The sequence below is a fragment of the Achromobacter sp. genome, assembly GCF_050285565.1.
In the GTDB taxonomy this organism is placed as follows: domain Bacteria; phylum Pseudomonadota; class Gammaproteobacteria; order Burkholderiales; family Burkholderiaceae_B; genus Achromobacter.
The window spans coordinates 185,572-211,557 of sequence record NZ_JBLZXG010000009.1 but is presented as its reverse complement, the minus strand read 5'-3'; the positions used below and the strand labels follow the sequence as shown (position 1 = coordinate 211,557).

24 protein-coding genes and 1 pseudogene are annotated in these 25,986 nt (G+C 69.7%); 14 read left to right on the top strand and 11 right to left on the bottom strand.

Annotated elements, in window-relative coordinates:
* Positions 1-69 precede the first annotated feature (69 nt).
* The 4 genes from ACN6O8_RS19980 to ACN6O8_RS19965 all read left to right on the top strand — a co-directional run bounded on the left by ACN6O8_RS19980 (position 70) and on the right by ACN6O8_RS19965 (position 5,670).
* Positions 70-1,293, top strand: a complete 1,224-nt coding sequence (locus ACN6O8_RS19980) for a CaiB/BaiF CoA transferase family protein (protein WP_427992729.1) — start codon at positions 70-72, stop codon at positions 1,291-1,293.
* Complete coding sequence (locus ACN6O8_RS19975; protein ID WP_427992728.1) at positions 1,290-3,617, top strand: acyl-CoA dehydrogenase; 2,328 nt, start codon at positions 1,290-1,292, stop codon at positions 3,615-3,617. Before ACN6O8_RS19980 ends, ACN6O8_RS19975 begins: the two co-directional genes overlap by 4 nt.
* Positions 3,618-3,661: 44 nt before the next feature.
* Positions 3,662-4,633, top strand: coding sequence for a tripartite tricarboxylate transporter substrate binding protein (locus tag ACN6O8_RS19970; protein ID WP_427992727.1), 972 nt, complete (start codon positions 3,662-3,664; stop codon positions 4,631-4,633).
* Positions 4,634-4,707: 74 nt separating this feature from the next.
* Positions 4,708-5,670 (top strand): LysR family transcriptional regulator, encoded by a 963-nt coding sequence (locus ACN6O8_RS19965; RefSeq protein WP_427992726.1) that lies wholly within the window; start codon positions 4,708-4,710, stop codon positions 5,668-5,670.
* A gap of 13 nt (positions 5,671-5,683) precedes the next feature.
* On the opposite strand, the gene ACN6O8_RS19960 is transcribed toward ACN6O8_RS19965, so the two are convergent.
* The 6 genes from ACN6O8_RS19960 to ACN6O8_RS19935 all read right to left on the bottom strand — a co-directional run bounded on the left by ACN6O8_RS19960 (position 5,684) and on the right by ACN6O8_RS19935 (position 10,584).
* Positions 5,684-6,580 carry an amidohydrolase family protein gene (locus ACN6O8_RS19960; protein WP_427992725.1) on the bottom strand — a complete coding sequence of 299 codons (897 nt, stop codon included), beginning with the start codon at positions 6,578-6,580 and terminating at the stop codon, positions 5,684-5,686.
* Positions 6,577-7,191 carry a carboxymuconolactone decarboxylase family protein gene (locus ACN6O8_RS19955; RefSeq protein WP_427992724.1) on the bottom strand — a complete coding sequence of 205 codons (615 nt, stop codon included), beginning with the start codon at positions 7,189-7,191 and terminating at the stop codon, positions 6,577-6,579. Before ACN6O8_RS19955 ends, ACN6O8_RS19960 begins: the two co-directional genes overlap by 4 nt.
* A gap of 13 nt (positions 7,192-7,204) precedes the next feature.
* Complete coding sequence (locus tag ACN6O8_RS19950; protein WP_427992723.1) at positions 7,205-7,819, bottom strand: glutathione S-transferase family protein; 615 nt, start codon at positions 7,817-7,819, stop codon at positions 7,205-7,207.
* 37 nt (positions 7,820-7,856) lie between these two features.
* Positions 7,857-8,501, bottom strand: coding sequence for a flavin reductase family protein (locus ACN6O8_RS19945; protein ID WP_427992722.1), 645 nt, complete (start codon positions 8,499-8,501; stop codon positions 7,857-7,859).
* Between the two features lie 85 nt (positions 8,502-8,586).
* Positions 8,587-9,543 carry a Bug family tripartite tricarboxylate transporter substrate binding protein gene (locus ACN6O8_RS19940; protein ID WP_427992721.1) on the bottom strand — a complete coding sequence of 319 codons (957 nt, stop codon included), beginning with the start codon at positions 9,541-9,543 and terminating at the stop codon, positions 8,587-8,589.
* A gap of 60 nt (positions 9,544-9,603) precedes the next feature.
* Positions 9,604-10,584 (bottom strand): Bug family tripartite tricarboxylate transporter substrate binding protein, encoded by a 981-nt coding sequence (locus ACN6O8_RS19935; RefSeq protein WP_427992720.1) that lies wholly within the window; start codon positions 10,582-10,584, stop codon positions 9,604-9,606.
* 192 nt (positions 10,585-10,776) lie between these two features.
* Between ACN6O8_RS19935 and ACN6O8_RS19930 the strand changes: the two genes are divergently transcribed.
* The 4 genes from ACN6O8_RS19930 (at position 10,777) to ACN6O8_RS19915 (ending at position 15,399) form a co-directional block, all read left to right on the top strand.
* On the top strand, positions 10,777-11,199 hold the full coding sequence (locus ACN6O8_RS19930) for a hypothetical protein (protein WP_059271251.1): 423 nt from the start codon (positions 10,777-10,779) through the stop codon (positions 11,197-11,199).
* Between the two features lie 192 nt (positions 11,200-11,391).
* The gene (locus tag ACN6O8_RS19925; RefSeq protein ID WP_427992719.1) at positions 11,392-11,877 is read left to right on the top strand and encodes a sigma-70 family RNA polymerase sigma factor; all 486 of its coding nucleotides are present in this window, start codon (positions 11,392-11,394) and stop codon (positions 11,875-11,877) included.
* A gap of 15 nt (positions 11,878-11,892) precedes the next feature.
* Positions 11,893-12,933 carry a FecR domain-containing protein gene (locus tag ACN6O8_RS19920; RefSeq protein WP_427992718.1) on the top strand — a complete coding sequence of 347 codons (1,041 nt, stop codon included), beginning with the start codon at positions 11,893-11,895 and terminating at the stop codon, positions 12,931-12,933.
* 81 nt (positions 12,934-13,014) lie between these two features.
* Entirely contained in the window at positions 13,015-15,399 is a 2,385-nt protein-coding gene (locus ACN6O8_RS19915; protein WP_427992717.1) for a TonB-dependent siderophore receptor, read from the top strand.
* Here ACN6O8_RS19915 and ACN6O8_RS19910 read toward each other — a convergent pair.
* The 4 genes and pseudogenes from ACN6O8_RS19910 to ACN6O8_RS19895 all read right to left on the bottom strand — a co-directional run bounded on the left by ACN6O8_RS19910 (position 15,351) and on the right by ACN6O8_RS19895 (position 19,511).
* Positions 15,351-15,746, bottom strand: a complete 396-nt coding sequence (locus ACN6O8_RS19910) for a hypothetical protein (protein ID WP_427992716.1) — start codon at positions 15,744-15,746, stop codon at positions 15,351-15,353. The two genes, ACN6O8_RS19915 and ACN6O8_RS19910, sit on opposite strands and share 49 nt — an antisense overlap.
* 104 nt (positions 15,747-15,850) lie before the next feature.
* Positions 15,851-16,881, bottom strand: a pseudogene (locus tag ACN6O8_RS19905) (diguanylate cyclase domain-containing protein).
* Positions 16,882-17,022: 141 nt separating this feature from the next.
* Entirely contained in the window at positions 17,023-19,188 is a 2,166-nt protein-coding gene (locus ACN6O8_RS19900) for a TonB-dependent siderophore receptor (protein ID WP_427992715.1), read from the bottom strand.
* A 200-nt stretch (positions 19,189-19,388) separates the two neighbouring features.
* Positions 19,389-19,511: a hypothetical protein gene (locus tag ACN6O8_RS19895; RefSeq protein WP_427992714.1), complete on the bottom strand. Its 123-nt coding sequence runs from the start codon at positions 19,509-19,511 to the stop codon at positions 19,389-19,391.
* Positions 19,512-19,700: 189 nt separating this feature from the next.
* On the opposite strand from ACN6O8_RS19895, the gene ACN6O8_RS19890 reads away from it, so the two are divergent.
* The 4 genes from ACN6O8_RS19890 (at position 19,701) to ACN6O8_RS19875 (ending at position 23,037) form a co-directional block, all read left to right on the top strand.
* A complete protein-coding gene (locus tag ACN6O8_RS19890; RefSeq protein WP_427992713.1) occupies positions 19,701-20,525 on the top strand; it encodes a hypothetical protein in 825 nt (274 codons plus the stop codon).
* Positions 20,526-20,658: 133 nt separating this feature from the next.
* Entirely contained in the window at positions 20,659-21,567 is a 909-nt protein-coding gene (locus ACN6O8_RS19885) for a DNA/RNA non-specific endonuclease (protein ID WP_427992712.1), read from the top strand.
* 265 nt (positions 21,568-21,832) lie between these two features.
* Positions 21,833-22,240 carry an EF-hand domain-containing protein gene (locus tag ACN6O8_RS19880; RefSeq protein WP_427992711.1) on the top strand — a complete coding sequence of 136 codons (408 nt, stop codon included), beginning with the start codon at positions 21,833-21,835 and terminating at the stop codon, positions 22,238-22,240.
* 152 nt (positions 22,241-22,392) lie between these two features.
* Positions 22,393-23,037, top strand: a complete 645-nt coding sequence (locus tag ACN6O8_RS19875; RefSeq protein WP_427992710.1) for a hypothetical protein — start codon at positions 22,393-22,395, stop codon at positions 23,035-23,037.
* Positions 23,038-23,092: 55 nt separating this feature from the next.
* Here the strand turns inward: ACN6O8_RS19875 and ACN6O8_RS19870 are convergent, their stop codons facing one another.
* Positions 23,093-23,890 carry a hypothetical protein gene (locus ACN6O8_RS19870; protein WP_427992709.1) on the bottom strand — a complete coding sequence of 266 codons (798 nt, stop codon included), beginning with the start codon at positions 23,888-23,890 and terminating at the stop codon, positions 23,093-23,095.
* A gap of 61 nt (positions 23,891-23,951) precedes the next feature.
* Here ACN6O8_RS19870 and ACN6O8_RS19865 point away from each other — a divergent pair, with 61 nt between their 5' ends.
* Both ACN6O8_RS19865 and ACN6O8_RS19860 read left to right on the top strand, forming a co-directional pair.
* Entirely contained in the window at positions 23,952-24,428 is a 477-nt protein-coding gene (locus ACN6O8_RS19865) for a hypothetical protein (RefSeq protein ID WP_427992708.1), read from the top strand.
* 200 nt (positions 24,429-24,628) lie between these two features.
* The gene (locus ACN6O8_RS19860) at positions 24,629-25,930 is read left to right on the top strand and encodes a UDP-N-acetylglucosamine 1-carboxyvinyltransferase (RefSeq protein WP_427992707.1); all 1,302 of its coding nucleotides are present in this window, start codon (positions 24,629-24,631) and stop codon (positions 25,928-25,930) included.
* The last annotated feature ends 56 nt before the right edge of the window (positions 25,931-25,986 follow it).

Below are 25,986 nucleotides of genomic sequence, written 5' to 3'. Positions count from 1 at the left end.
AGCTATTGCGGTAGCGCCGTAGGCGCTAGGCCGGGCGCTGCCTAGACTTGAAAAAAACAAGGAGACAACATGACGAGCGCGTTGGACGGCGTGAAGGTGCTGGACCTGAGCCGGGTGTTTTCGGGGCCGTGGGCGGCGCAGATGCTGGCCGACTTCGGCGCCGAGGTGATCAAAGTCGAACGCCCGGGGCGCGGCGACGACGTGCGCCACCAGGGCTACCCGCTGCCCGGGCGCGATGGCGCGCCAAGCCCGCAGACCTCGTCGTTCGTGGCGATGAACCGGGGCAAGAAGTCGCTGACGATCGATATCGCCCGGCCCGCGGGCCAGGCGCTGGTGCGCCGGTTGGCGCAGCAGGCAGACATCGTCATCGAGAACTTCAAGGCCGGCGACCTGCGCCGCTACGGGCTGGACTACGCGGCGCTGGCGGCGGTCAATCCGCGCCTGGTGTATTGCTCGATCACCGGTTTCGGCCAGAGCGGGCCCTATAGCCACCTGCCGGGCTACGACCCGATCTTCCAGTCCATGAGCGGGCTGATGAGCGTGACCGGCGTGCCCGACGGCGAGCCGGGCGCGGGGCCGGTCAAGGCGGGCTATTCGGTGTCGGACCTGACCGCCGGCTTTTATGCGGTGTGCGCCATCCTGGCGGCACTGCGGCACCGCGACCAGGTCTCGGGCCTGGGCCAGCATATCGACCTGGCGCTGCTGGACGCGCAGATCGCGGCGCTATCGCATATCGGCATGAACTACCTGGCCAGCGGCCAGTTGCCGGCGCGCATGGGCTCGGCCTCGCAGATCACGGCGCCGTTCCGGGCCTTCGAATGCCAGGACGGGCACCTCATGGTGGCGGTGGGCAACGACGCGCAGTTCCGCGCTTTCTGCGCGGTGCTCGGCCTGCCGGAACTGGGGCAGGATACGCGCTTCGACACCAACCCCAAGCGCGCGGCCGCGCAGCCGGAACTGTCGCGCCTGATCGAACCCGCGATGCGCACACGCACCGTGCAGGCCTGGAACCAGGCGCTGGCCGCCGCCAACGTGCCTTGCGGGCCGATCTACACGATGGACCAGGTGTTCGAGGACCCGCAGGTGCGCCACCGCCAGGTGCTGGGCAGCGTCGAGCATCCGCAGGTGGGCCGCATGCCGGTCATCCGCAATCCGATCCATTTTTCCGGCACGCCGATCGCGGCCGGCCTGCCGCCGCCCCTGCTGGGCGAGCACACGGCGCAGATCCTGCGCGCCGAACTGGGTCTGTCCGAGGACGAGATCGCCCGCCTGCAAGCGGAGGGCATCGTATGAGCGGCGCCGACCACGAACTGATCGAAGAGATCCGCGACAGCGCGCGCGACTTCCTGCAACGCCGCGACCAGCGCCAGCGCAAGCGCGCCGCCCAGGCGGATCGCGCCTACTGGCGCGAGATCGCCGCGGTCGGCTGGCTCGACATGAGCGTGCCGCAGGCGCTTGGCGGCCTGGACTTGGGTTGGCGGGCGATGGCGGCGGTGCTGGAGGAAGCGGGCCGGGCGCAGTTGCCCGAGCCCCTGGTGGGCGCCGGCGTGTTGCCCGCGACGCTGCTGGCGCGCATCGCGCCGGTGGATGAGGCGCGGCGCCAGGCACTGTTGCGGGCGGTCTGCGCCGGCGACAGCCTGATCGGTCTGGCCTGGCAGGAAACCGAGGGCCAGCTCGAAGCGGGCGAGGCCGCCTCGGCCTTCGGCGTCAGCGTGATCGAGCGCGAGGGCGCGTACGTGCTCAATGGCGAGAAGCGCCACGTGGTGCCCGGCGCCGGGGTCGACGGCTGGCTCGTCACGGCCGATGGCGAACAGGGCACCGCCCTGTTCCACCTGCCGGCCGGCACGCCGGGCGTGACGCTGCATGCCCATGCGCGCGCCGACGGCAGCGCCGCCTGCCACCTGACGATCGAATCGGCGGTGGTGGCGGCCGACGCGCTGCTGGCAAGCGACGGCGTGGCCGATGCGGTCGACGACGCCCTGGATCTGGGCCGGCTGATGCAGTCGGCCGAGTTGGTGGGCGTGGCGCGCCAGGTGCTGGCCGATTCGGTGGCCTACCTGAACACGCGCCAGCAGTTCGGCCGGCCGCTGGCGTCGTTCCAGGCCCTGCAGCATCGCCTGGTGGATGCGGCGATGCAGGTCGAGCTGGCCGCCAACAGCCTGCTGGACGCGCTCGATACCCTGGCCGCGCAACCGGACGACGCCACCCAGCGCAAGACGCTGGCCAGCCGCGCCAAGGCCCGCGCCGCCCGCGCCGGGCTGGAGGCGACGCGGCTGGCGATCCAACTGCACGGCGCCATCGGCTATACCGAGGAATGCGACGTCAGCCTGTATTTCCGCAGCGCGCTGCACCTGGCGGCGTGGCTGGGCAACGCCGGCGCGCACCGCCAGCGCTACGGCGCCCTGGCGGCGCTGCCCGGGCCCGCCGCCGACACCGACGACGGCGCGCCGATCACGCACTTTCCGCGCGAGGCCGACTGGAACGGCATGCCGGAGGCGGACTTCCGCCGGCTGGTGCGCGGCTTCTTCCGCGCCCACTACCCGGAGCACCTGCGCCACGTGCCGTGGCGGCTGCATTGGCACGAGATCAAGGACTGGTACTACACGCTGTCGCGCCAGGGCTGGATCGCGCCGTCGTGGCCGCGCGAACATGGCGGCATGGCGCTGTCGCCGGCCCGCCAGATCGCCTTCATCGAGGAAGCCGAGCGCCACGGCGTGGCGCGCGCTCCGGATCAGGGGCTGGTGATGCTGGGGCCGATCCTGATCCGCCATGGCACCGAGGAACAGCGCGCCCGCTTCCTGCCGGGCATTCTGTCGGGCGAGGCGGTCTGGGCGCAGGGCTATTCGGAGCCGAACGCCGGCTCGGACCTGGCGTCGCTGCGCTGCGAGGCGCTGGTGGACGGCGACGACCTGGTGGTGAGCGGCCAGAAGACCTGGTCGACGCTGGCGCAGGACGCCACCCACATGTTCATGCTGGTGCGCACCGACAAGACCGTCAAGAAGCAGGCCGGCATCAGCTTCCTGCTGGTGGACCTGGCCAGCCCGGGCGTGAGCCGCCGGCCGATCCGCACGCTGTCGGGCCACGAGGAATTCTGCGAGGTGTTCTTCGACCAGGTGCGCGTGCCGCGCGCCAATGTCGTCGGCGAACTGAATGCCGGCTGGGGCATCGCCAAGGCGCTGCTGGGCTTCGAGCGCCTGTTCAGCGGCAGCCCCAAGCACGCCAACCATGCGCTGCAGCAGATCTTCAGCATCGCGCGCCAGCGCGGCCTGCTGGCCGATCCGGCGTTCGCCGACCGGCTGGCCGAGCTGCGCCTGGATGCCGCCGACCTGACCGCCATGTACAGCGTCTTCGCCGAGCTGGCCAAGGCCGGGCGGCCGCTGCCGCCGGCGCTGTCGTTGCTGAAGATCTGGGCCACCGAAACGCACGAACGCCTGGGCGCGTTGCTGATCCAGATCGCCGAGGAATACGGCGGCGCGGACATGCGGCTGGGCTACGGCAACGGCCAGGTGCATGCGCTGGCGCCGTACGTCAACGCGCTGGCGGCGACCATTTTCAGCGGCACCAACGAGATCCAGCGCAATATCTACGCCAAGCAACTGGGGCTGGAAGGCGCATGACAACAACGCGCCGGCCGCGCGCCGGCGCCACAGGAGAGAGACAGATGAAACAAGCAACCGCATTGACGGTGGCGGCCCTGCTGCTGGGCGCCGCCTGCGTTCCGCCGGCCCAGGCCGCCGCGCCCTGGCCGAGCCAGCCGATCCGGCTGATCGTGCCCTACCCGCCCGGCGGCTCGGTCGACAACCTGGCGCGCCTGCTGGCGCCGGCACTGGGCCAGCGGCTGGGCCAGACCATCGTGATCGAGAACAAGGCCGGCGCCAGCGGCACCATCGGCGTGGACGCCACGGTGCGCGCCACGCCCGACGGCAACACCTTCGGCTTCGGCGTGCCGGGCGCCATCACCGGCCTGCCGCACGTGATGAAGGTGCCCTACGACGTCTCGAAGATCCAGTACGTATCGCTGGTAGCGCGCATTCCCCTGGTGATCGTGGTCAACCCGGCCCTGCCCGATGCCACGCTGCCGGCCTTCGTCGCCAGCGCCAAGCGCCAGCCCGGCAAGTACAACTACGGCTCGGCCGGCAACGTCACCACGCCGCACCTGGGCGGCGAGCTGCTCAAGCAGCAGACCGGTATCGACATCATGCACGTGCCGTACAAGGGCGCCTCGCCGGCGGTGACGGCGCTGCTGGCCAACGAGGTGCAGATGTTCCCCGGCGACGCCTCGGCGGTGCTGGGCTTCATCAAGGCCGGCAAGCTGCGCCCGCTGGCGGTGGCCAGCCCGGCGCGTTTCGAGGGCCTGCCGGACGTGCCGACCACCAGGGAAGCGGGTTTTCCCGACGTGATCGTCGAATCGAACTACGGCATCATCGCGCCGACCGGCACGCCGCCGGAGATCGTGCAAAAGATGTCGCGGGCCATCGCCCAGACCCTGGCCGAGCCCGCCTTGCGGCAGAAAATGATCGACCAGGGCGCGATCCCCACCGCGACCACGCCCGAGGCCTACCAGGCGCTGATGCAGGCCGAGTCGAAAAAATGGGGCGAGGTGATCCGGCGCGGCAAGCTGGGCCTGGAATAACGGACGCGCCCCAACATGCCGCGCCGCTTTTACCGTAACCTTGTGCCGTCTCTTTCGTTGCCGCGTTATCCATCATGCCGCCTGCCAAAGCCACGGGCCTGAGCCTGGACGTCACCGCCGACCTGCACAAGTGGCGGGCCTTCCTGGCGATCGCGGAACTGGGCAGCATCTCGCGCGCCGCGCTGTACCTGGACCAGGACCAATCGGTGCTGAGCCGCCGCATCAATGCGCTGGAGCGCGAGTGCAATGCGCGGCTGTTCAACCGCACCGGCCGCGGCGTGCACCTGTCGGAAGTGGGCGAGCGCCTGTTTCCGCTGGTGCGCACGCTGCTGGGCGACGCCGAGCGGCTGGAGCTGGAACTGAACGGCGAGGCGCGCGAACCGGCCGGCGAGGTCACGCTGGGGCTGCTGCCGTCCACCGCGCATCCGCTGATCCGGCGGTTGTTCTCGCGGCTGCGCAAGCAGTTTCCCAAGGTGCACCTGAAGATCCTGGAAGGCTCCAGCGGCCAGATCGAGGAATGGCTGACCGACAGCCGCGTCGACATCGCCATCCTGTACCGCTACGGCGACAAATGCCCGCCCGGCGAACAGGCGCTGGCCTCGGTCGATTCATACCTGGTGGGCGCGGCGGGCGACGCCCTGACGCGGGCCGGCGCGGTCACCTTCGAACAGTTGGACGGCCTGCCCTTTATCCTGCCGGGCGCGCCCAATGGCCTGCGCAATGCGCTGGACGGGCTGGCGCGGGCGCGCAAGATCAGCATCGCGCCGCTGATCGAGGCCGATTCGCTGCCGCTGATGAAATCCATCGTCGAACACGAGCACATGTACACGGTGCTGCCACTGCACGCGGTCTGGCAGGAGGTGCAGGAAGGCCGCCTGAGCATCGCGGCGCTGCGCGACCCGGCCATGGGCCGCATCATCTCGATGGCCTTCGCCCGCGCCAAGGGGCCGGGCCGCACCGTCACCGAGGTGGCGGCGCAGATCCAGAGCCTGGTGCGCGAGATCGGCGGCGAAGGCGTGTGGCACGCCAGCCCGTGACGGGGCCAGCGCTTCAAGCGAAGCCGTAAAGCCGCGCGGGATTGTCGACCCAGACCTTGCGGTGCATGGCGTCATCGCCCAGCCAGCGCTGCGCCACGGCCACCAGGGCGTCGGCCGAGGGCGCGGCCGCGCCCATGCGCACGAAGGGCCAGTCCGAGCCCCACAGCACCTGGTCGGGGTTGGCGGCGACAAAGGCGTCGTGGATGAAACGTGCGTTCTCGTAATCCGGCGCGCTGCCCACGCGGCACAGCGTCAGCTTGATCCAGACCCGGCCGTCGGCCAGCAGCCCGCGCAGCAGCTGGAAGGCCGGGTCTTGCGCGCCGCGCGCGGGCACCAGGCTGCCCAGGTGGTCGATCACCAGCGGCAGGTCCAATTGCGCCAGCGCCGGCAGGTGTTGCAGATAGGTGTCGCACGGCGCCCACAATTGCGCATGCAGGCCGTGCTGCTTCATGCGCGGGGCCAGCGCCGCGATCTGGTCGAAGCCCACGCTGCCCGGGAACAGCTTGCCGGCCGGATCGCGCGCCTCGACGAAGCGCAGCCCCCGCACGCCGCCGTCATACAGGGCTTGCAGTTGCGCATCGCTGATCGGCGGGTCGGCCACGGCAATACCGCGCAGGCGGTCGCCGCCCTGCGCCAGCGCGTCGAGCAAGGCGTCGGCGTGCGTGCCATAAGGCGCGGGCTGCACCAGCACGCCGCGCGCGGCGCCCAGGGTGTCCAGCATGTGCAGGTAGCGCGGCGCCGGCGCGTCGGGCGCGGCATAGGAGGACGGGTGCCACAGCGGAAAGCGGTCGTAGGGGCCGAACACGTGGCAATGCGTGTCGCAGGCTTGCGGCGGCAGGGGCCGCGCCGGAGCCGCCGGCATGCGCGGGGTCTCGACGCTGTCCGGCACGTAGGCGTGGGCGGCGGTCATGCCTTGCCCTCCGCGGCCAGCGGCGCCAGCCGGCTCAGCGCCGGCCGGCCGTCCTGTTGCGGCAGATCCAGCGGCGCGGGCGCGTCGTCCGGCATCGGGATCTCGTGCGCGTTCAGCGTCATCGACACCATGGTGTAGTAGCCGATGACGGCGGTCAGCTCGACCACGCCGACGGCGTCCCAGCGCTGCACCGCCTCGGCATACAGGGCAGGATCGACCTGGCCGGTCTCCTGCAACTGGCGGGCGTAGGCGTAGATGATCTCGTCGTCGCGGTGGTCGAACACCGGTTCGCGCCGCGCCTGGATGGCGTCCAGCACCGCGTCCGAAATGCCGGCGGCGCGGGCGGCCTGGGCGTGGATGTGCCATTCGATCTGGCTGTTCCAGCGGCGCGCGGTGACCACGATGGCCAGTTCGCTGACGCGCGGCGGCAGGCTGGTGCCAAAGCGCAGCAAGGCGCCCAGCGCCTGCCAGCGTTCGGCCAGCTCGGGGCTGTGCAGCGCCGCGCGCAAAGGGCCGACCAGCCGGCCGCGCGGACCAGAAACGATGCGCTCATAGACGCGCTTCTGGTCGGCGCTCATGCTGTCGGGGGTGGGCAGGGGGATACGGCTCATCGTCGTCCTTCGTTCAAGGGGTCTCATCGGGCTGGCTGCGTTGCACCGAGGGCCGGGCGCAGAACGCCCGATGCCAGGCGGCCAGCGCGGGATGGCCGTCGCGCCAGGCAATATCCGGGAAACGATAATCCAGGTACGACAACGCGCAGCCGATGGCGATCTGGCCCAGGTCGAAGCGGCTTTCGCGCAGGGCGGGCGCCTCGGCCTCCAGCACGGCCAGCGCCGCGCGGGTCTTCAGCGCGAAGGCGTCGAGCCAGGCCTGGGTCTGCTTTTCCAGAGGCTTGTTGCGTTCCTGCCGATACAGCAACAGCGCGTCCAGGAAACCATCGCCCAGGGCCTGGCGGCGCTCGGCCAGCAGGCGCGCGGCCGGGTCGGCGGGCAACAGGCCGGCGCCGGTCAAGCCATCCAGGTAGGCGCAGATGACGCGCGAATCGTAGACCGGCGTGCCGTCGTCCAGCACCAGCGTCGGCAACTTGATCAGCGGATTGTCGGCCACCAGGTCGAGGTTGGGCTTGTCCATCGCGACCGGCGTGCGCACTAGCGTCACGCGGTCGGCGATGCCGGCTTCGTACAGGACGATCATCACCTTGCGCACGAAGGGCGAGCGCGGCGACCAATGCAGTTTCATCAGGAGGCTCCCAGGAGATTCGAAATCGTGATTCGGTTCAATGGCCCTGCGCGGGCCGCACCGCCGGATCGTTGGCGGCGTCCGGCGCGCGCATCTGGAACAGGTCGCTGGTGTGCGCATACCAGCCGGCGCCATGCATGCGGCCCAACAGCCGCAGCGCCGGGGTGTCCACATGGAACCGCTGCGCGTCCAGCAGCGCATCGTCGCGCAGATACAGCGCCACCACCCGCGCCAACACGATGACGCGCTGCGGCGCGGCATCCAGCACCTGCCACACGCGGCATTCCAGCGCCGCCGGGCTGAGCGCGATGCGCGGCGGGGCCACCACCCGCGAGGGTTCGGTCGCCAGCCCGGCGCGCGCCAGTTCATCGACCTCGGCGACGTAGTCCAGACTGGTGTGGTTCATCTGCGCGGCCAGTTCGGCCGACACCAGGTTGATGACGAATTCGCCGGTCTCCAGGATGTTGCGCGAGGTGTCCTTCAACTGGCCGCCGCGCGGGCCGATGCCCAGCGCCACGATTGGTGGATCGCTGCTGATCACGTTGAAGAAGGAGAACGGCGCGGCATTGCGTTGCCCTTGCGCCGACTGGCTCACCACCCAGGCGATGGGCCGCGGCACCACCACGCTGGAGAGCAGTTTGAAAGCGTTGGCGGTGCTGAGTTCGCTGAAATCGAAGTTCATGGATGCGTTCCTGGCGGCCGGCGCCGCGTCTTCACTCGGCCGGCGGCCGCGGGCATGCGGGGTCGTGTGTCCAGTGGCCGTGTTTTCATTTGGCCAGCAAGCCCAGGGTGCCCAGCAGCCTGCGCATATCGGCCTGGTCCTTGGCGACGTAGGCGTCCGCTTCCGGCGGCGAAAATGCCATCAACGATATCGCCTGCTCCTGCATGACGCGGCGGTAGTCGGGATCGTCGTTCACGGCCCGGACGGCGTCGCTCAGCGTGCGCACGATGTCGGCGGGCGTGCCGGCCGGCGCCGCCAGGCTATACCAGGTGGCGGCATCGGCGCCGCTCACGCCGGCCTCGGCCAGCGTGGGCACGTCCGGCAGCAGCGGCGATCGCTTGTCCGAGGCATAGCCAAGCGCCAGCAACCGCCCCTGGCGGATGAACGGCAGGCTGGCCGACAGGTTCAGCATGGCCAGATCGGTCTGCCCGCCCACCACGTCGTTGATGGCGGGCGAGGCGCCGGCATAGGGAATGTGGTTCAGTTGCACGCCGGCAACCTGCTGGAACAGTTCGGCGCCCAGGTGCGTGGCGCCGCCCACGCCGGCCGAGCCGTAGCTCCACTTGCCGGGTTCGGATTTGGCGCGGGCGATCAGCTCGGACACCGAGCGGATGCCGCGCGATGGATTGACCACCAGCATGATGGGCTGCACCGCCACCACCGAACAGAAGGCGAAACCCTTGACGCCGTCGTACACGGTCTTCTGCATCAGCGGCGTGACCACGTGGCCGGCCGAGGTGCCCAGCAGCAGCGTGTAGCCGTCCGGTTTGGCGCGCGCCACGAAGCCGGTGCCGATGGAGGCGCCGCCGCCGGGCTTGTTCTCCACCACCACCGGCTGGCCCAGGCGCTTTTCCAGCGCCCGCGCCAGGCTGCGCGCCACCACGTCGGCGGGGCCGCCGGCGGCGTAGGGATTGACCAGGACGACAGGCCGGTCGGGATAGGCCGCCACGGCGGACACGGCGCCGACGGACAGGGCCACCGCCGCCAGCAGGGATCGAAGCATCAATCGCATGGAATTTCCTTCCAGGGGGCCCGGCCGCCGGGCGGGCCGGGAGCCGAGGCCTCAGTCGGCGCGCGCGCCGGACTGTTCGATGATGCGCGCCCATTTCGCCGTATCGACGCGGATGCGTTCGGCGAAGGCTTCGGGCGTGCTGTGGGTGGTCTGGATGCCGTAACCGGCCATGCGCTCGACCATCTGCGGCGACGTCATCAGCGCCTGGATGTCGGCGTTCAGGCGGTCGATGACGGGACGCGGCGTGCCCGCCGGCGCCAGCACGCCGGACCACAGGCTGACCTCGTAGTCCTCGAACCCCGGCGTCTCCGACATCGACGGCACGTCGGGCAGCGCCGCCAGCCGCTGGCGGCTGGTCACCGCCAGCGCCCGCACCTTGCCCTGCCTGACCTGCTCGATGAAGTTGGACGAGGTGTCGATCATCATCGAGATGCGGCCGGCCAGGAAGTCGTTGATGGCGCCCGAGGTGCCCTTGTACGGAATGTGGCGGATGTCGGCATGCGCCGCCGTCTTGAACATCTCGCCGGCCAGGTGGCTGGTGGTGCCGTTGCCCGAAGAGCTGAAGGTCAGCTCGCCCGGCCGCTGCCGTGCCAGTTCGGCCAGTTCGGCGACCGAGTTGACCTTCAGGTCGGGGTTGACCACCAGCAGGTTGGAGGTGAGGTTGGTCATCGACACCGGCGCGAAGCTGCGCTGCGGGTCGTAGCGCAGCTTGGGGTACAGCGACGGGTTGATGGTCAGCACGCCCATGGTGGAGTACAGCAGCGTGTAGCCGTCGGGCGCGGCGCTGGCCACGGCCTCGGCGCCGATGGTGCCGCCCGCCCCGCCACGGTTCTCCACCACCACGGTCTGACCCAGCTTTTCGCCCAGGCCCTGCGCCAGCGAGCGCGCCATCAGGTCGGTGGCGCCGCCGGCCGGGAACGGCACGATCAGTTTCACCGGACGCTCGGGATAAGCCCCGGCCGCCACGGCCACGGATATCAGGCCCGCGCCGAGCCACAGGCTGACCGCGGTCAGCGCATTTGCCATTCTCATGCTGTCTCCACCCTGGGGGTTTTATGTTTGCAGCATGGTAGGCGCGGGGCGGCGGCGGCGCTATGCGCGGGATCGCATATCTGCTTTGTGCGGACACCGGGGCGGCCGGGCGTGCCTGCCAGCAGCGGCAGCCTGCGCGAGGGCGGGATCGGGTATCGTCTGAACCAGGCCCCTTCCCCCCCTTCGTTCGCAATGCCCCACCGCTCCGACCTGTTCTCGCCGCCCACCCGCCAACGCGCCGCCCGCGCCAATTCGCTGCTGTGGATCCTCGACCCGCTGGAACGCGATGCCGGCTATCTGCGCCGCAGGATGTTCGGCTGCGACGCCGCTTATCTGGATGGCGCGCTTTACCTGGTGGTGGCCGACCGCGAGCCGCCCTGGAACGGCGTGATGGTGTGTTCCTCGCAGGACCGCCACGCGGCGCTGCGGGCCGACATGCCGAGCCTGCTGCCGCACCCGGAGCTGGGCAAGTGGCTGTACCTGCCGCAGACCGACGAGGCCTTCGAGACGCTGGCGGCCCGGTTGGTGGAACTGGCATTGGCGCGCGATCCGCGGTTGGGCGTGGTGCCCAAGCCGCGGGCGCGTCGCAGCAAGTCCTGGCGTTCGGAGGCGTGAACCGAAGCCTCGACGGCGACGATTCGGCCGGGCCCGCCTGACCGCATCGGCCAAACCGGCCGCCTTGCATGGGCCCGCCGTCGCCCCTGGTCTTGCCCGCTCCATGGCCCACACACTAGAATTGAGGATAATTCTCATTTCCAACGCACCATCCGCCCCGCTTTGCGCGCCGGAACCTCGACCGGATCACCCATGCCCCCGCCCAGTATCGAAGCGCTGTATGTCGACCATCACGGCTGGCTCAAGGGATGGTTGCGCCGGCGGCTGGGCAATTCGTTCGACGCCGCCGACCTGGCGCACGACACCTTCATCCGCCTGATCGCGCGTGAAGCCCCGCCCGTGGTACGTGAACCGCGCGCGCTGCTGACAACGGTGGCGCAAGGCGTGCTGTCGAACTTCATGCGGCGCCGCAAGATCGAGGACGCCTATCTGGCCACGCTGGCCGCCCTGCCCGAGCAGACCGCGCCCAGCCCCGAGACGCGCGCCATCCTGATCGAGACCCTGGTCGAACTGGACCGCCGCCTGGACGCCCTGCCCGCGCCGGTGGTGAAAGCCTTCCTGCTGTCGCAACTGGACGGCATGAGACAGGCCGACATCGCCGCCGAACTGAAGCTGTCGCTGGCCACGGTGCAACGCCATATCGCCAGGGCGGCGCATTGCTGCTTCTTCGGCGCCTGAGCCGACGCCCCGTCCATGCCCTACTCCACCGCCAGCCGTCCGCAGCCGGCCCTGCCCGCCCTGGAAGGCCCGCCGCTGCCCGAACACGCCAGCCGGGCCGCGGTCGAGTGGCTGGTGCGCCTGCAGGCCGCCGAAGCCGACGACGCCCTGCGCCGGGACTGGGCGCAGTGGCTGGCGGCCGACCCCGACCACGCGCGCGCCTGGCGCCACATCGAATCGTTCGGCGCGCACCTGCGCGGCCTGGACGCGCGGCTGGCGCGCGGCACCCTGGCGCGCGGCGGCGAACGGCGCGGCCGGCGCGGCGCGCTCAAGGCCCTGGCGCTGGTGGCGTTCGCCGGCTCGGGCGCCTGGCTGGCGCGCGACGGCCTGGTGCTGCAGTGGCAGGACCTGAACGCGGACTATCGCACCGGCACCGGCGAGCGACGCGCGCTGACGCTGACCGACGGCACCCGCGTCGACCTGGACACGCGCAGCGCCATCGCCCTGCGCTACGACGACGGCCAGCGCCTGATCCAACTGCTGCACGGCCGCATCCTGGTGGCCACCGCGCCCGACCCGGCGCGTCCGGGCTGGCCGGCCCGCCCGCTGCGGGTGGACACGGCGCGCGGCAGGCTGCGCCCGCTAGGCACGCGGTTCGTGGCGCAGCATCTGGACGACGCCGATCTGGTGGCCGTGCTGGAAGGCGCGGTGGAAATCCTGCCCCGGGATGACCCGTCGGCCCCCCTGGTCGTGCGGGCCGGTGAGCAAAGCCACTACAACCGGCTGGCCGCCGAGGCGCCGCTGCGCAGCGACCAGCAGGCGAACGCCCAGGCCGGCGCCTGGGCCGCCGGCATGCTGGTGGCGCGCGACATGCGGCTGGATGACTTCATCGCCGAACTGGCCCGCTACCGCCCTGGCCGCCTGGCCTGTGCGCCGCGGGTCGCGGCCCTGCGCGTCTCGGGCGTCTACCCGCTGGCGGACCCGGACAGGGTGCTGGACATGCTGACCCGCACCCATCCGGTCGAGGTCCGCGGCATGACGCGCTTCTGGACCACCGTGACGCCGCGCGGGGGCTGATACGGCCCGGATGAGGGGTTTTTCGTTCTCGCGTGGCAATCCCTATGAAAGCCACTTTTTTCATGGGAACTGAATACCATCATGCACGACCGCCTCTCGCGCCGCGCCGCCCGCCTCATCGGCCGCGCCGCCCCCCTGCTCTCGCCCGGCCGCCTGGCCGTGCTGTCCCTGTCGGCCACGTTGTTGTCGCCCGCCGCGCTGGCGCAGCCGGCCGCGCGCGCCTACGCGATTCCCGCCGGCTCCCTCGAAAGCGTGCTGACCCGCTACGCCCTGGAAAGCCGGCTGATGCTGTCCTATGCCGCGGCCGACGTCGCCGGCAAGCGCAGCGGCGGCCTGAGCGGCAGCCATGATCCGGCGTCGGCGCTGAGCCAGATCCTGGCCGGCACGGGCATGCGCGCCAGCCTGCAACCGAACGGCGGCTATCTGCTGCATCCCGCGCCGGGCGCGGATGGCGCGCAGACCTTGCCGTCGGTGACCGTGACCGGCGAACGACCCGAGACTGCCTGGGGACCGGCGCGGGGCTTCGTGGCCAAACGGAGCGCCACCGCCACCAAGACCGACACGCCGCTGCACGAAACGCCGCAATCGGTGTCGGTGGTGCCGCGCGCCCAGGTGGTGGCGCAGGCCGCCGATTCGCTCGACCAGGCGCTGGCCTACACCGCCGGCGTGATGTCACTGGACGGCGGCGCGGTGCGCAACATCAGCACCGGCTTCACGGTGCGCGGCTTCAACATCACCGGCTCGGCGCCGCTGTACCTGAACGGCACCAGGTTCCCCATCAACTCGCTGAGCGGCGCGATGGAGCCCTACAACTACGAACGCATCGAGGTCCTGAAGGGGCCGGCGTCGATCCTGTACGGCCAGGCCGCGCCCGGCGGCATCATCAACCTGGTCAGCAAGCGCCCCACCGCCGAACCGCTGCGCGAGATGGAGGTGAAATACGGCACCTGGAACACCCGGCAGCTGGCCATGGACTTCGGCGGCCCGCTCACCGAGGACGGCAATGTGCGCTATCGCCTGTCCGGGCTGGGGCGCGACGCCGACACCATGGTGCGCTACATCAACAACGACCGTCTGTCCCTGTCGGGCGCGCTGGAATGGCAAATCAGCGGCGCCACCCAGTTGACGCTGCTGGGCGGCTGGAGCCGCACCGACAATCCTTATGACGTGGGCAAGCCACGCGAAGGCACGCTGCTGCCCAACCCGAATGGCCGGATCTCACGCAGCGTGTTCCTGGGCGAGCCGGGCTTCGACCGCTTCGTGGTGCAGGGCGGCCACCTGGGCTACCTGCTGGAGCACAAGCTCAACGACGACTGGCAGGTGCGCCAGAACCTGCTGGGTTACAACCACCGCGCCAACAACCGCTACGCCTCGGTGATATCGATCAATGCCGCCAACCCGGCGCTGGCCGACCGCCTCGCCGTCTCGCGCGACGACACCGACAAGGGCATCGCCGTGGACAACCAACTGCTGGGCAAGCTGCGCCACGGCCGCTTCGAGCACACCCTGCTGTTCGGTGTCGACGCCAGCCGCAGCAGTCTGACGCGCGACCAGGCGCTGACCTTCGATGTCGCCCCGATCAACCTGTATGACCCGGTCTATGGAAACAAACCGACGCTTGGCCCCGCCAGGCGCGGTATCAGCCGCTCGCGCCAATTGGGTTTCTACGCCCAGGACCAGATCAAATTCGACGGACGCTGGATCGCCCTGTTCGGCGGCCGCTACGACCGCGCCCGCACCGAGGACCAACCCGGCGACGGCCCGCAGGATTCGCACGCCATCTCGCCACGCGCCGGCCTGATGTACCTGTTCGACAATGGCCTGGCGCCGTACTACAGCTTCACCAAATCGTTCCAGCCCACGGAAGGCATGGACTTCAACGGCAGGCCGTTCAAGCCGACCACCGGCACGCAACACGAAATCGGCCTGAAGTATGAGCCGCCCGGCGCCAACGCCTCGATCACGCTGGCGCTGTATGACATCACCCAGCGCAACGTTGTGACCGCCGATTCCGCGCATCCGGGCTTCTCGGTGCAGACTGGCGAAGTGCGTTCGCGCGGCGCCGAGCTGGAAGGCCGCGCCAGCCTCGGCCACGACCTGGACGTGGTCGCGGCCTTCACGCTGACCAACGCCAGGATCACCAAGAGCAACCGCGACGACGTGGGCGCGCGGCCGGTGTCGGTGCCGCGCACCATGGCCTCGCTGTGGCTGGACTACAAGGTGCCGGCGCTGCCGGGCCTGAGCACCGCCGCCGGCATACGCTACGTGGGCCACCAGGAGATCGAAGGAGTGCCGGTGCCGACCTACACCGTGCTGGACGCGGCGCTGCGCTACCGTCTGCGCAACTGGGAATTCGCGCTCAACGTCAAAAACCTGGCGAACAAGCGCTACATCGCGGCGTGCCCGGGTAACTGCTATTACGGCGACGAGCGCAATGTGATGCTGACGGCGCGGGTGAACTGGTAGGGCAGGAAGCCGGCATGGATCGGTGAATGCGCGCCGCCACGGCGCCGCGCGGCGGACAGCACGCCATGCCACTCGGATCGCGGCGACGCCTCGACGGCGCCATGAGGCGGTGTCGCCAGCGGGCCGGACATGTCGCCCAGTTGCGTCACACGCACGCGCCACAACTGCCCGGGCCAGCGGCGACCCAGCGTCAGGGAGGCGATGGATTGGTCGACCACCAGCCACGGCGGCTCGGCGCGTGCCAGGCGGACATGGTCGCCGGCGCGTTCAAGCGCCATGTCGGGATCGGCGGCGTCGAACCAGAAACCTTCCCGGTCGGGAGAAGCGCAAGGCGTGGGAGTCATCATGGCCGTCATTATCGACGCAAAGCGGCGGGTGGCCCGCCAACGGCCGCCGCGCCTGCCGCCATCCGGCCCGGGAGGGCCGCGTCGTCGGCCGGAACGACGCGGTTTCAGTCCGCGGCGGCGCGTTCGGGCGCCAGGGCCTCCTCCAGCCGGTCGCCGCCCAGCAATTTGGCGCGATAGAGCGCCAGGTCGGCGCGCGCCAGCGCATCGGCCAGCAGCGGCACGCCCTCGTCGAAATTGGCCAGACCCACGCTGACCGTGGCGGCGATGCCCAGGCCGTCGCCCGGGTTGGCGATGGTGGTGGCAAAGCGCCGCGCCGCAGCGGCCCCCAGTTGATGGGCGTGGCGCGCATCCTCGCCCGCCAGCAGCGCGGCGAATTCCTCGTCGCCAAGGCGCGCCAGGATGCTCTGCGGCCCGAGGGCACCCCGCACCACGGTGGCGAAGGCCGCCAACACCAGGTCGCCGGTGTGGTGGCCGAAGCGGTCGTTGATGGCCTTGAACTGGTCCAGGTCGAACGCCAGCACGGCGATGGGCTCGCGCCCCGCGTTGGCGGCGATCAGGCGCGCGCCCTGCTCGAAGAACCAGCGGCGGTTACCCAGCCGCGTCAGATAATCGGTCTGCGACTCGCGCACCAGCCGCACGTGGGTTTCCTCGCGGATCGGCTTGATCAGCGTCATCGGCAGCAGCACCGAATACAGCGCGCCTTCATGCATTGTGATGTTGCTGACCAGCCGTTGCAGCGACGGGCCGTCGACGGCCACCCACCACGGCAGCAGGAAGGCCCGGCCGAAATAGATCAGCGCGTGCACGCCGGCCACCAGACCAGCGCCATGACGACCAGCAAGCCCACCGAACGTTTGCGGTAATGGCGCCCGCTCAGCGAGGCAACGCTGTCCAGCACCAGCAGATAGCCACCAAGGATGAGCAGGTTGCTCAGCGGCGCGCCGATCGGGGCCGGCATGTCGGCGCGGAACAAGGCGCAGATGCAGCCCACCGCCAGTGTGCCGAAGCCGGCCGCCAGGATGCCCAGCGTACGGCTGCGGTTGGGGTGGATCCGATGCTCCCAGAACGTCAGGTCGGCACTGGCCAGCAACGTCCCGATGGTGATGAAGTAAAGGGTGAGGAGATCGACGTGAATCTCGGCCGGAAAGAGGGGGCACGCCAGGCGATCGCGGCGGCGTTCGCAATTTTCGGGGGAAATCCGCCGCGAAGAAGTGACGGGCGCGTGGCCGCCGGGAACCCATAAGTCCCCAATTCGCCCACGCGCCCGCCCCCCCGATCAGAACCGGTACGTCACGCTGCCGACCACCGTGCGACGGGTACCGAAAAAGCAATCGCCGCGGGCCAGGCAGGTACCCACGTACTGCTTGTCGAACAGGTTGGTGACGTTCAGCGCCAGGCGCACGGGGCCCGCGTCGTAGGCCAGCATGGCGTCGTACAAGGTGACGGCCGGCACGCCGTTCTGGCCGGTGCCGTCATCGCTGCTGCCGGTGTAGCGCACGCCCGCCCCCGCTATGAAGCCCGGCGTTCCCATCACGCTGAAGCGGTAGTTGGCCCAGAACGAAGCCATGTGCCGGGGGATGCTGGCCAACTGGCGCCCCTGTTCGGCCGGGGTGCCCTTGGCGACCTTGGCGTCCAGGAAGGTATAGGTGGCGACCAGATCGACGTTGCCCAGCGACGCCAGGGCTTCCAGCTCGGCGCCCTTGGTGCGGGCCTCGCCTACCTGCACCGTGTCGGCGATGCCGTTGACCACGCCGGCGACCTTGCGGTTTTTCTCGGTCATGTCGAACACGCTGGCGGTGACCGTCAGGTTTTCACCCGGCGGCTGGTACTTCAGGCCGGCCTCCCACTGCTTGCCGCGCAAGGGCTTGAACGCCTGGTTGGCACGGTTGAAGCCCGCCTGGCCCTGGAACGATTCGGAGTAGCTCAGATAGGGATTCAGGCCGGCCTCGGAGCGGTACATCAGGCCGAAACGCTTGCTCACTTCGCTGTCATCGCGCGACCCCGAAGGCGTATCGTCGACCGACGCCCGCGAACGGTCATGGCGCAGCCCCAGCATCAACAGCCATTTTTCCCATTCGAGCTGGTCCTGCATATACAGACCCAACTGATTGCCGCGCGAGGTCGGCGCGTTGACCGTCCCGGTGGGCGGCGTGAAGTTGCCGTACACGGGGTTGTGCACGTCGATCGGCGCGACCGTGCCGCCCACGCCCTGGCGCGCGTCCAGCACGGAGCGCTGGTAATCGATGCCGGTCAGCAAGGTATGGCGGATCGGGCCGGTCTGGAACTTGAACTGGCCCTGGGTATCGACCGCGAACTGCTTGAGGGTCGGCTGGTTCTGGTACATCACCCGGCGCAGCAGCGTGTCGCTGCCCGGCACCCAGCCGTGGCCGGCGCCGTTGAAGCCGGCCACGTAGATACTGCGGTAGTCCACTTCGCTGTGGGTGTAGCGCAGGTTCTGGCGCACCGTGACCGCGTCGTTGAAGGCGTGTTCGAACTGATAGCCGATGGCGCTCTGGCGCGCGGTGTATTTGTCGAAATCCGGTTCGCTGACGAAAAAGTCCTGCGGGATGCGGCCGGCCGGCGTGCTGGTGAGCGTGCCGCGCCACGGGAAGAACCCGACCATCGAGCCCGTATTGTCTTTCTGGAAATTGGCCAGCAGCGTCAACGAGGTGGCGGCGCTGGGCCGGTAGGTCAGCGACGGCGCGATGAAATAGCGGTCGTCGTCGACGTACTTGACCGAACTGTCGCTGTCGCGCCCCAGCGCCACCACGCGATACAGCCATTTGCCGTCGGCGTCGATCGGGCCGGTCAGGTCGGCCTGGATCTGCTTGCGGTTGTGGTTGCCGTAGCTCACGCCGATCTCGCGCATGGCCTCGGGCTGCGGCCGCTTGCTGACCTGGTTGACGATGCCGCCGATGGCGCCCTGCCCGTACAGCATGGCCGATGGCCCGCGCAGGATCTCGATGCGTTCCAGCGCGTACGGGTCGGGCCGGGTGTTGTTGTAGGAACCGACCGTGTTGAGCAGGCCGTCCAGGTATTGGGTGGAGTCGGTGCCACGGATCTTGATCGAATCGCCGCGGTTGTCCGGGCCGAACGCGCCGGCGGTGACGCCCGCCGTATAAGCCGCCGCCTGCTGCACCGACTGCGCGCCCTGCAACGTCATGCGGTCCTGCGTGATGATGCTGATCGACTGTGGCGTTTCCATCACCGGCGTGTCGGTCTTGGTGGCCGTGACGGCGCGCTTGGCGACGAAACCCTGCACCGGGCCCGTCGCGGTCTGCTCGACGCCGGCGGCGGTGACGGTCACCGCGGGCAACTGGACTTCAGCCCCGGCGGACTGCGCGGCCGCGCTGGTCGCGACCCCCAATCCGAATACGATCAAGGGAACATGCCGGACGCCGGGAAACGCCGAATGCAAGGGGGACAACGGGCGGGCAGCCATCAACACTCCGTTCAAACACTATTTGTAATAAGAACTAGTCTTATTACGACAAAGGAACGGAATTATAACCACGCTTGTTCAGCAAAATGCCAGAAAAAGCGGGCATCAGGCCCGTCGCGTGGGCCCGTCCGCCGGCCCGTCCGCCGGCCCGTGTGTCAGAACCGGTACGTCATGCTGCCGGCCACGCTGCGGCTGGCGCCCTAATAGCAGTTGCCGTTGGCCTGGCATGACGACAGATAGGTCTTGTCGAACAGGTTGTCGAGGTTCAGCGCCATGCGCATCGGCCCCGCGTCGTCCGCCAGCAGCGCGTCGAACACGGTCACGGGCCGCGGCCCATGACCGCCGCTGCCGTCGCCGCGGCTGCCGTTGTAGCGCGCGGCGTCGGCCTTGGGCCGCTTGCTGATCAGGTAGACGCTGCCGCGCGGCCCTCTGCCGCCAAAGAAACGCGTGGTGACAAATAGCGATAGCCTGCAATAATCGCATCCCAGCCCTCCTTTCGAGATGCGTGCCCCATGGCCAACCGAGCCTATCTGTACAGTCTGAGCAACCGCCCGGCCACTTTCGCCGACCGGCCCGAGACCCTCTCGGGGCTGTCGGAATGGGCCTATGCCGTCCCGTTCAGCTACCGGCTGCTGATGTCGGGCGACCCGCAACGGTGCGCTTCCCTGATTGCCGACGGGCTGGCAGACGACGAGCCGGGACACCCCACGCCGCTGTATGCCATCAGCAGCCGTTTCGAACCGGGTCTGGCGCGCCTCAAGCGCTTCGCCGGCATCGTGCGGGCGTTGGCGCCAGCGGCGGCCGAGCCCGCCGCCGCCCCGGCCGCGCCGCTGGCCAAGGCGGCGCCGTCCTTGCTGGGCCGGCTCAAGCGGCTGTTCTCGTCCGGTCACGGCACACCCGCCGAACCCGCGCCTCGGGCGGGTTCGGGCGCGCCGCGCCACGAACTGCTGGCGGCGTTGGACGAGAGCATCGCCTTCCTCGAAGCGCACCGCGACGACTATCTGTTGCTGGAGACGATCGAGCTGGACGTGATGACCGCGTCGGAGGCGGCCGCGCTCCAGGCCAATGTGGAACAGGAAATCGCGCGTTGCCGGCAGGCGGGCGCCGCGCTCGACGCGCTGCCGGCCGATCCGGCCGAAGCCGCGCGGCAATTGCGGGCGGCCACCCGGGAACACGCCGCCGCGCCGCTGGACGCCCTGCACGGGCTGCGCCTGGACGACGGCTTCGACGGCGGCGGCAACCAACCCGTGGAGTACGTCCTGGGCCTGATGTGGAGCGAGGTGCTGTACTTCGACCTGCACAACCGCGCCGAATTCGAGGCAAGCCGGCAGGCGTGACAGACGCCGCGGGTGCGACATCGCATCCGGATTGCCGCGCCCACCGCGCGGTGTGACAAATCCGTCACTCATCTACAATCCGGGGTCATATTGGCCGCCAGCGACGGCGGCCGGTCCGTCGCCCCCAGGTAGCATGACCCGCGCGAAGAAACCCGCTCCCAGAAAGAGAAGCTCTCCCTCCCGATCGCAGAGCGGCGCCGCCGGCCGCGTGCCGCGCTTTTTGCGCGCCCTGATCGTCACCTCGCTGGCCAGTTTCGGCACCGCCACCTACGTGCTGCATCCGCAATGGAAGATGCCGCCGCCGGTGGCCGACATGCTTTCGCGCCTGCAATGGCCGTCGCTGCAACGCAGCGCGCCGGTGGCCCTGCCGGCGCCCGATGGCGCGCTGGCGCAGACCGTCTTCAGCGATTGCCCGCAGTTCTTCCCGAATGCGCAGCCGCCCGCCGTGCCCGCCGCGCAACGCTTGCGCGAAGTCTGTTTTTCCTCGTTCGCCATCCTGCACAACGGCCAGACCAAGACGCCGGTGTTCGTGGCCGAACGCCTGAACCGCCAGAACCTGATGCAGGCCAAGGGGCTGCACCGCACCGACAAGTTCTACGCCGAGGCGCGGGTGCCGCGCGCCGAGCGCGCGGAGCTGGACGACTACCGCGGCTCGGGCTATTCGCGCGGCCACATGGCGCCGGCCGGCGACATGGCCACGCCCGAAGCCATGGCACAGAGCTTTTCGCTGGCCAACATGGTGCCGCAGGACCAGAGCCACAATGCCGGCCCGTGGAGCCGTATCGAGCAGGACACGCGCCATTACGTGATGCGCGCGGCCGGCGATGTGTACGTCTTCACCGGCCCGGTGTATGGCGACCGCCCCAAGACCATCGGCGCCGGCGTGGCCGTGCCCACCTATCTGTACAAGGTCGTGTACGACGCCACCACGCATCGCTCCTGGGTGCACTGGCAGGCCAACAGCGCTGGCACCAAGGCCGGCCCGCCGATCGGCTACGACGAATTCGTCAAACGCACGGGACTGCGGCTGCTGCCGCAATAGACGCGGCGCGGGCGCCCGATCCACCCCGGCGCCGCGTCGTAGATCACCGGCATGCGCCCCCGCCACCGAGCCCAGGCCGCGCCGCCCGTCCAGGGGCGCAACGCCTGCGGTGAACGCAACGATATGAAAGGCGTGATGGCTAACCGGGGATTGTCTCTGGCCCCGTCAACGCGGATTCAGGCAAAATGAGCCGCGCGCGATACCGCCCTGGCGCCGGGCGCGGCCGCGCGATCCGCGCCGCATCCCCCGCATCAAAAGGACAACCATGAAGAACGCCACCCGGCTCAGCCCCCTGAGCGCCGCGCTGCTGCTGGCCTGCGTTGCCGGCCACGCCCTGGCGGCCGGCGCGCCCGCCGTTTCCTCCCCGGCGCCGGTCAAGGAGACACCGGCCCAGGCCACGCCCGCCGCCGACGACGCCCGCGAAAGCGCCAATACCGGCCCCATCGGCGAAGCGGAATACATGGCCCGCGCGGAGATGTCGTTCAACAAGCGCGACGTCAACGCCGACGGCTATCTCAGCCGTGGCCCGCTGTCCCAGGAGGCGACGATGGAACAGATCGTGGCGATGGACACAGACGGCGATGGCCGCATCAGCAAGGCCGAATACCTTGCCTACATGCTGAAGAACTTCCGCGCCCGGCCGAAATTCGAACACGGCATCAAGCCGCAATGAGGCCTCGCGCCGCATGGCTTAACGATTGGATACACAAGGCGGGAATCGGCAATTATCCCGCCCCGGCCCGCGTGCTAAGTTACGTCCCCGTTGGCGCCGCCGTGGGGCGCGCCCGCGTCCCTGCGCTTTCCCTTCCTTTCTTCACGACCAACATGCACAAGAACCCAGATCGCGCCCCGGCCCAGGCCGGCAAGAAACGGATCGCCGCGCTGGCCCTGGGCCTGGCCCTGGCCGCGACCACCGCCGCCTCGCTGGCGGGCGACCTGCCGCCGCGCGGCGGCGGCGCCCAGCCGCAGACGCAACCGCAAGCGCAGCCCCAGGACGAAGGCCGCCTGCCGCCGCGCGGCGCGCCGGCGCAGCCGGCGCCGGCCCGCACCCAGACGCCGGCCCCCGCGCCCACCCAGGCACCGGCCGCCGGCGCGGCGCAGAAGACCGAGATCAAGAGCCAGGCCGCCTACGAGCGCCTGCTGCACAACAGCGGCATCAGTGTGCAATGGCTGTGGACCGACGCGCGCGGCAAGTTGAACGCGTTCGACGACAACGACGTGGTGCGGCTGGAAGGCGGCCACGCCACCGACAAAGGCTCGGTCTCGATCAAGGGCCAGGTGCTGTCGATCTCGGCCGACCGCTTCACCTTCCGCGGCACCATCCTGATCCTGGACGCGCCGGACAAGGGCCGTCGCTGCGAACGCACCGGCGACTACGAGTTCCGCGCCACCGGCAAGCGCAAATACTGGCGCCTGCAGCAGATGGAAGCGTGCGGCGGCCTGACCGACTACGTCGACATCTACTATTGAGCCAGGCTACCGCGCCGTCGCGGCGCGCCCCCCGGGCTGCCGCGACGCCCGCGCCTCACAGATGCCGGTGGCTGCACGCCATCGGCTGATCCACCATGCGGCCGACCGCCTGCGCCAGCGCCTCGGCGCTGCCCTGCTCCAGGCAATTGGCGCGGATCATGCGGAACCCCAGCGCCAGGCTGTAATGCCAGTCCAGGTCGAACAGGTGGTAGGCGCGGCCCGTGGCCGGGTCCTGCCAGCGCACCGCCGGGTCTTCACAGGCCACGCCGATGAAATCGACGTGCGAGCCCAACGGCGGCAGTTCCTGCAACGGTTCGTCCGAGCCCGGCAGGCTCGGCACTTCCAGGTTCTCGCCCACGCCGACATACGGCTCGGGCCCGTCGTAGGCCAGCAGCACCACGCTAAAGCCGGCCGGGTCGGCATCGTAATGGGCGCGCTGGCCGGGGTTGAGCAGCGCCCGCGCCGCCGGCCCCAGGCAGCATTGCGGGCTGCGCCAAGTGCTGCGCTCATGGTCGAGCGAGTCGTCCGGCGCGATGCCGTGCGCGGCCAGCAAGGCCAGCGTCTGCGCCAGGGTGTCATGATGGCGCACCGGGATGGCGGGCGGCAGGTGGCCGGCCGCTTGATAGAGCGCGATCACATCGCCGGTGGTGCGCAGGCCGTCGCGGTACTGGAACGAGCCCTCCTTCAAGCGGGCCAGGCCGTGGCTCAGATCGTTCAGGGCTTCGCGCGGCACGCGCTCACCGCGCGGCTCCAGCAGGTAGCCCTCGGCCAGCAGGCGCGCATACAGCGCCGGCCAATCGGGCGGCGGCAGATGGGGGTAGCGGGGAAAGATGAACTGGTGATGCTCGGACATCCGGGTCGAACCTCGTGATAGCGTATTCTCTGACGTTCAGGCAACCGCAAGGATATCTTGAATGAACCCGACCCTAATCAAGTGGTTGGCCAGCGTCGGCTTTGGCCTGGTGATCGGCCGCGCCGCCTATGGCGTCATCAACACCCTGCTGCAGATGGCTTTCGGTCTGGATCAACCGGGCACGCCCCTGGATCCCGAGGCGCTCGATCGCATGCTCATCACCGGCGGCGTGCTGTGCCTCGGCGTCGCCGCGGGGGTGGCGGCGACGCTGCTGCGCGTGGCCGACAACCGGCGCCGCATCGCCTGGGGCTGCCTGGCGCTGGGCGTGACCCTGCTGCTGACGTTGCTGCTGGCCCTGCCGGGCATGGGCCTGGGCGCGCATCCGGCCGGCTCCGCCGAGGCACGCGATGTGAACACGGCCGGGTTCTTCTGGCTGCTGATCTTCGGCCTGCCCTACCTGGGCGGCGGCCTGGCGTTGACGATCGGCGGTGTGGCGATGCTGCGCAAGTTCCGCCCCCCCGCGCGCCCGCCGGCCTGACGCCGGCGCCGCGCGCGGCGCCCGGCGCTCTTGGTACCGAAGCGCCCGGCACGCGTCCAAGTGGCGCGAGGTCCGGTCACCAGGCTTGCAGTCTGACACCATTTCCCCCGCGCGGGCCGCCAACGCCGAGCGGGCCGTGCCGGTACAATTTGCCCGCGTTTTCCTCCTGCCGTCTCATCTGCCGCCCAAGCTCCTCGCCCATGTCCAACCTCATCGTCCACGGCGGCACGCCCCTGCGCGGCCGCGTCATCCCGTCAGCCAACAAGAACGCGGTGCTGCCCATCCTGTGCGCCACGCTGCTGACCGACCAGCCGCTGCGGCTGCATGGCGTGCCCGACATCACCGACGTGCGCAAGATCCTCGACATCTTCCGTACCCTGGGCAGCGAAGTGCGCCTGGACGAAAACACCCGCACGCTGGAACTGCACCACCGCGACACCGCGTTCGACGCCACGCGCCACCGTCTGCCGGAAGAGATGCGCTCGTCCATCATGCTGGTCTCGCCGCTGCTGGCGCGCTTCGGCGTGGCGCGGCTGGAAGACAACGTCAAGGGCTGCACGCTGGGCGTGCGCGAGATCGATCCGCACGTCGATATCTTCCGCTCGTTCGGCGGCGAGGTCGAACGCGCCAGCGGCTCGCTGCTGGTGCGCAGCGCCGGCCCGCTCAAGCCGACCCATCACTGGCTCGACTACGCCTCGGTCACCACCACCGAGAACTTCGTGCTGTGCGCGGCCGCCGCCGCCGGCGAATCGACGCTGACCAACGCCGCCTCCGAGCCGCACGTGCAGGAGTTCTGCCGCTTCATGACGATGATGGGCGCCGATATCGACGGCATCGGCACCTCGCGCCTGACGGTGCGCGGCGGCGCCACGCTGCGCGGCGGCGAATTCACCTTCGAGGAAGACTTCCACGAGATCACCACCTTCCTGGCGCTGGGCGCGATCACCGGCGGCGACGTGGTGGTGCGCAACAGCACGCCGGCCAACTTCCCTCTGATCGACCGCACCTTCGCCAAGTTCGGCGTCAAGATCGTGCACGAGAACGGCTGGTCGCGCGCGCTGCGCGACGGCCCGCTGAAGGTGCAGACGCCCTTCACCAGCAACGTGCTGACCAAGGTGGAAGCCGCGCCCTGGCCGTATTTCCCGGTGGACCTGCTGCCCATCTTCATCGCGCTGGGCGTGTGCGCCGAAGGCAACGCGATGTTCTGGAACAAGGTCTACGACGGCGCGCTGGGGTGGACCGGCGAGCTGTCCAAGTTCGGCGCGCATGTGTTCTCGTCGGACCCGCACCGCGTCATCACCTTCGGCGGCAATCCGCTGACACCGGCGGTGGTGGAAAGCCCCTACATCATCCGCGTGGCGATCGCGCTGTTCATGATCGCCAGCAGCATCGAGGGCCGCTCCGAGATCCGCAACGCCACCCCGATCCGCCGCGCCCACCCGCGCTTCGTCGAGAACCTGCGCAGCCTGGGCGTGCAGGTCGAATGGGCGGCCGAGGAATAGCGCGGGCGGTTTCCTATAATCCCGGGATTGCCCCAAACGGCGCCACGGCGCCTTTT

Coding starts and splice junctions, on each gene's coding strand:
- ACN6O8_RS19980 (WP_427992729.1), top strand. CDS start 70: ATGACGAGCGCGTTGGACGGCGTGAAGGTGCTGGACCTGAGCCGGGTG.
- ACN6O8_RS19975 (WP_427992728.1), top strand. CDS start 1,290: ATGAGCGGCGCCGACCACGAACTGATCGAAGAGATCCGCGACAGCGCG.
- ACN6O8_RS19970 (WP_427992727.1), top strand. CDS start 3,662: ATGAAACAAGCAACCGCATTGACGGTGGCGGCCCTGCTGCTGGGCGCC.
- ACN6O8_RS19965 (WP_427992726.1), top strand. CDS start 4,708: ATGCCGCCTGCCAAAGCCACGGGCCTGAGCCTGGACGTCACCGCCGAC.
- ACN6O8_RS19960 (WP_427992725.1), bottom strand. CDS start 6,580: ATGACCGCCGCCCACGCCTACGTGCCGGACAGCGTCGAGACCCCGCGC.
- ACN6O8_RS19955 (WP_427992724.1), bottom strand. CDS start 7,191: ATGAGCCGTATCCCCCTGCCCACCCCCGACAGCATGAGCGCCGACCAG.
- ACN6O8_RS19950 (WP_427992723.1), bottom strand. CDS start 7,819: ATGAAACTGCATTGGTCGCCGCGCTCGCCCTTCGTGCGCAAGGTGATG.
- ACN6O8_RS19945 (WP_427992722.1), bottom strand. CDS start 8,501: ATGAACTTCGATTTCAGCGAACTCAGCACCGCCAACGCTTTCAAACTG.
- ACN6O8_RS19940 (WP_427992721.1), bottom strand. CDS start 9,543: ATGCTTCGATCCCTGCTGGCGGCGGTGGCCCTGTCCGTCGGCGCCGTG.
- ACN6O8_RS19935 (WP_427992720.1), bottom strand. CDS start 10,584: ATGAGAATGGCAAATGCGCTGACCGCGGTCAGCCTGTGGCTCGGCGCG.
- ACN6O8_RS19930 (WP_059271251.1), top strand. CDS start 10,777: ATGCCCCACCGCTCCGACCTGTTCTCGCCGCCCACCCGCCAACGCGCC.
- ACN6O8_RS19925 (WP_427992719.1), top strand. CDS start 11,392: ATGCCCCCGCCCAGTATCGAAGCGCTGTATGTCGACCATCACGGCTGG.
- ACN6O8_RS19920 (WP_427992718.1), top strand. CDS start 11,893: ATGCCCTACTCCACCGCCAGCCGTCCGCAGCCGGCCCTGCCCGCCCTG.
- ACN6O8_RS19915 (WP_427992717.1), top strand. CDS start 13,015: ATGCACGACCGCCTCTCGCGCCGCGCCGCCCGCCTCATCGGCCGCGCC.
- ACN6O8_RS19910 (WP_427992716.1), bottom strand. CDS start 15,746: ATGATGACTCCCACGCCTTGCGCTTCTCCCGACCGGGAAGGTTTCTGG.
- ACN6O8_RS19900 (WP_427992715.1), bottom strand. CDS start 19,188: ATGGCTGCCCGCCCGTTGTCCCCCTTGCATTCGGCGTTTCCCGGCGTC.
- ACN6O8_RS19890 (WP_427992713.1), top strand. CDS start 19,701: ATGGCCAACCGAGCCTATCTGTACAGTCTGAGCAACCGCCCGGCCACT.
- ACN6O8_RS19885 (WP_427992712.1), top strand. CDS start 20,659: ATGACCCGCGCGAAGAAACCCGCTCCCAGAAAGAGAAGCTCTCCCTCC.
- ACN6O8_RS19880 (WP_427992711.1), top strand. CDS start 21,833: ATGAAGAACGCCACCCGGCTCAGCCCCCTGAGCGCCGCGCTGCTGCTG.
- ACN6O8_RS19875 (WP_427992710.1), top strand. CDS start 22,393: ATGCACAAGAACCCAGATCGCGCCCCGGCCCAGGCCGGCAAGAAACGG.
- ACN6O8_RS19870 (WP_427992709.1), bottom strand. CDS start 23,890: ATGTCCGAGCATCACCAGTTCATCTTTCCCCGCTACCCCCATCTGCCG.
- ACN6O8_RS19865 (WP_427992708.1), top strand. CDS start 23,952: ATGAACCCGACCCTAATCAAGTGGTTGGCCAGCGTCGGCTTTGGCCTG.
- ACN6O8_RS19860 (WP_427992707.1), top strand. CDS start 24,629: ATGTCCAACCTCATCGTCCACGGCGGCACGCCCCTGCGCGGCCGCGTC.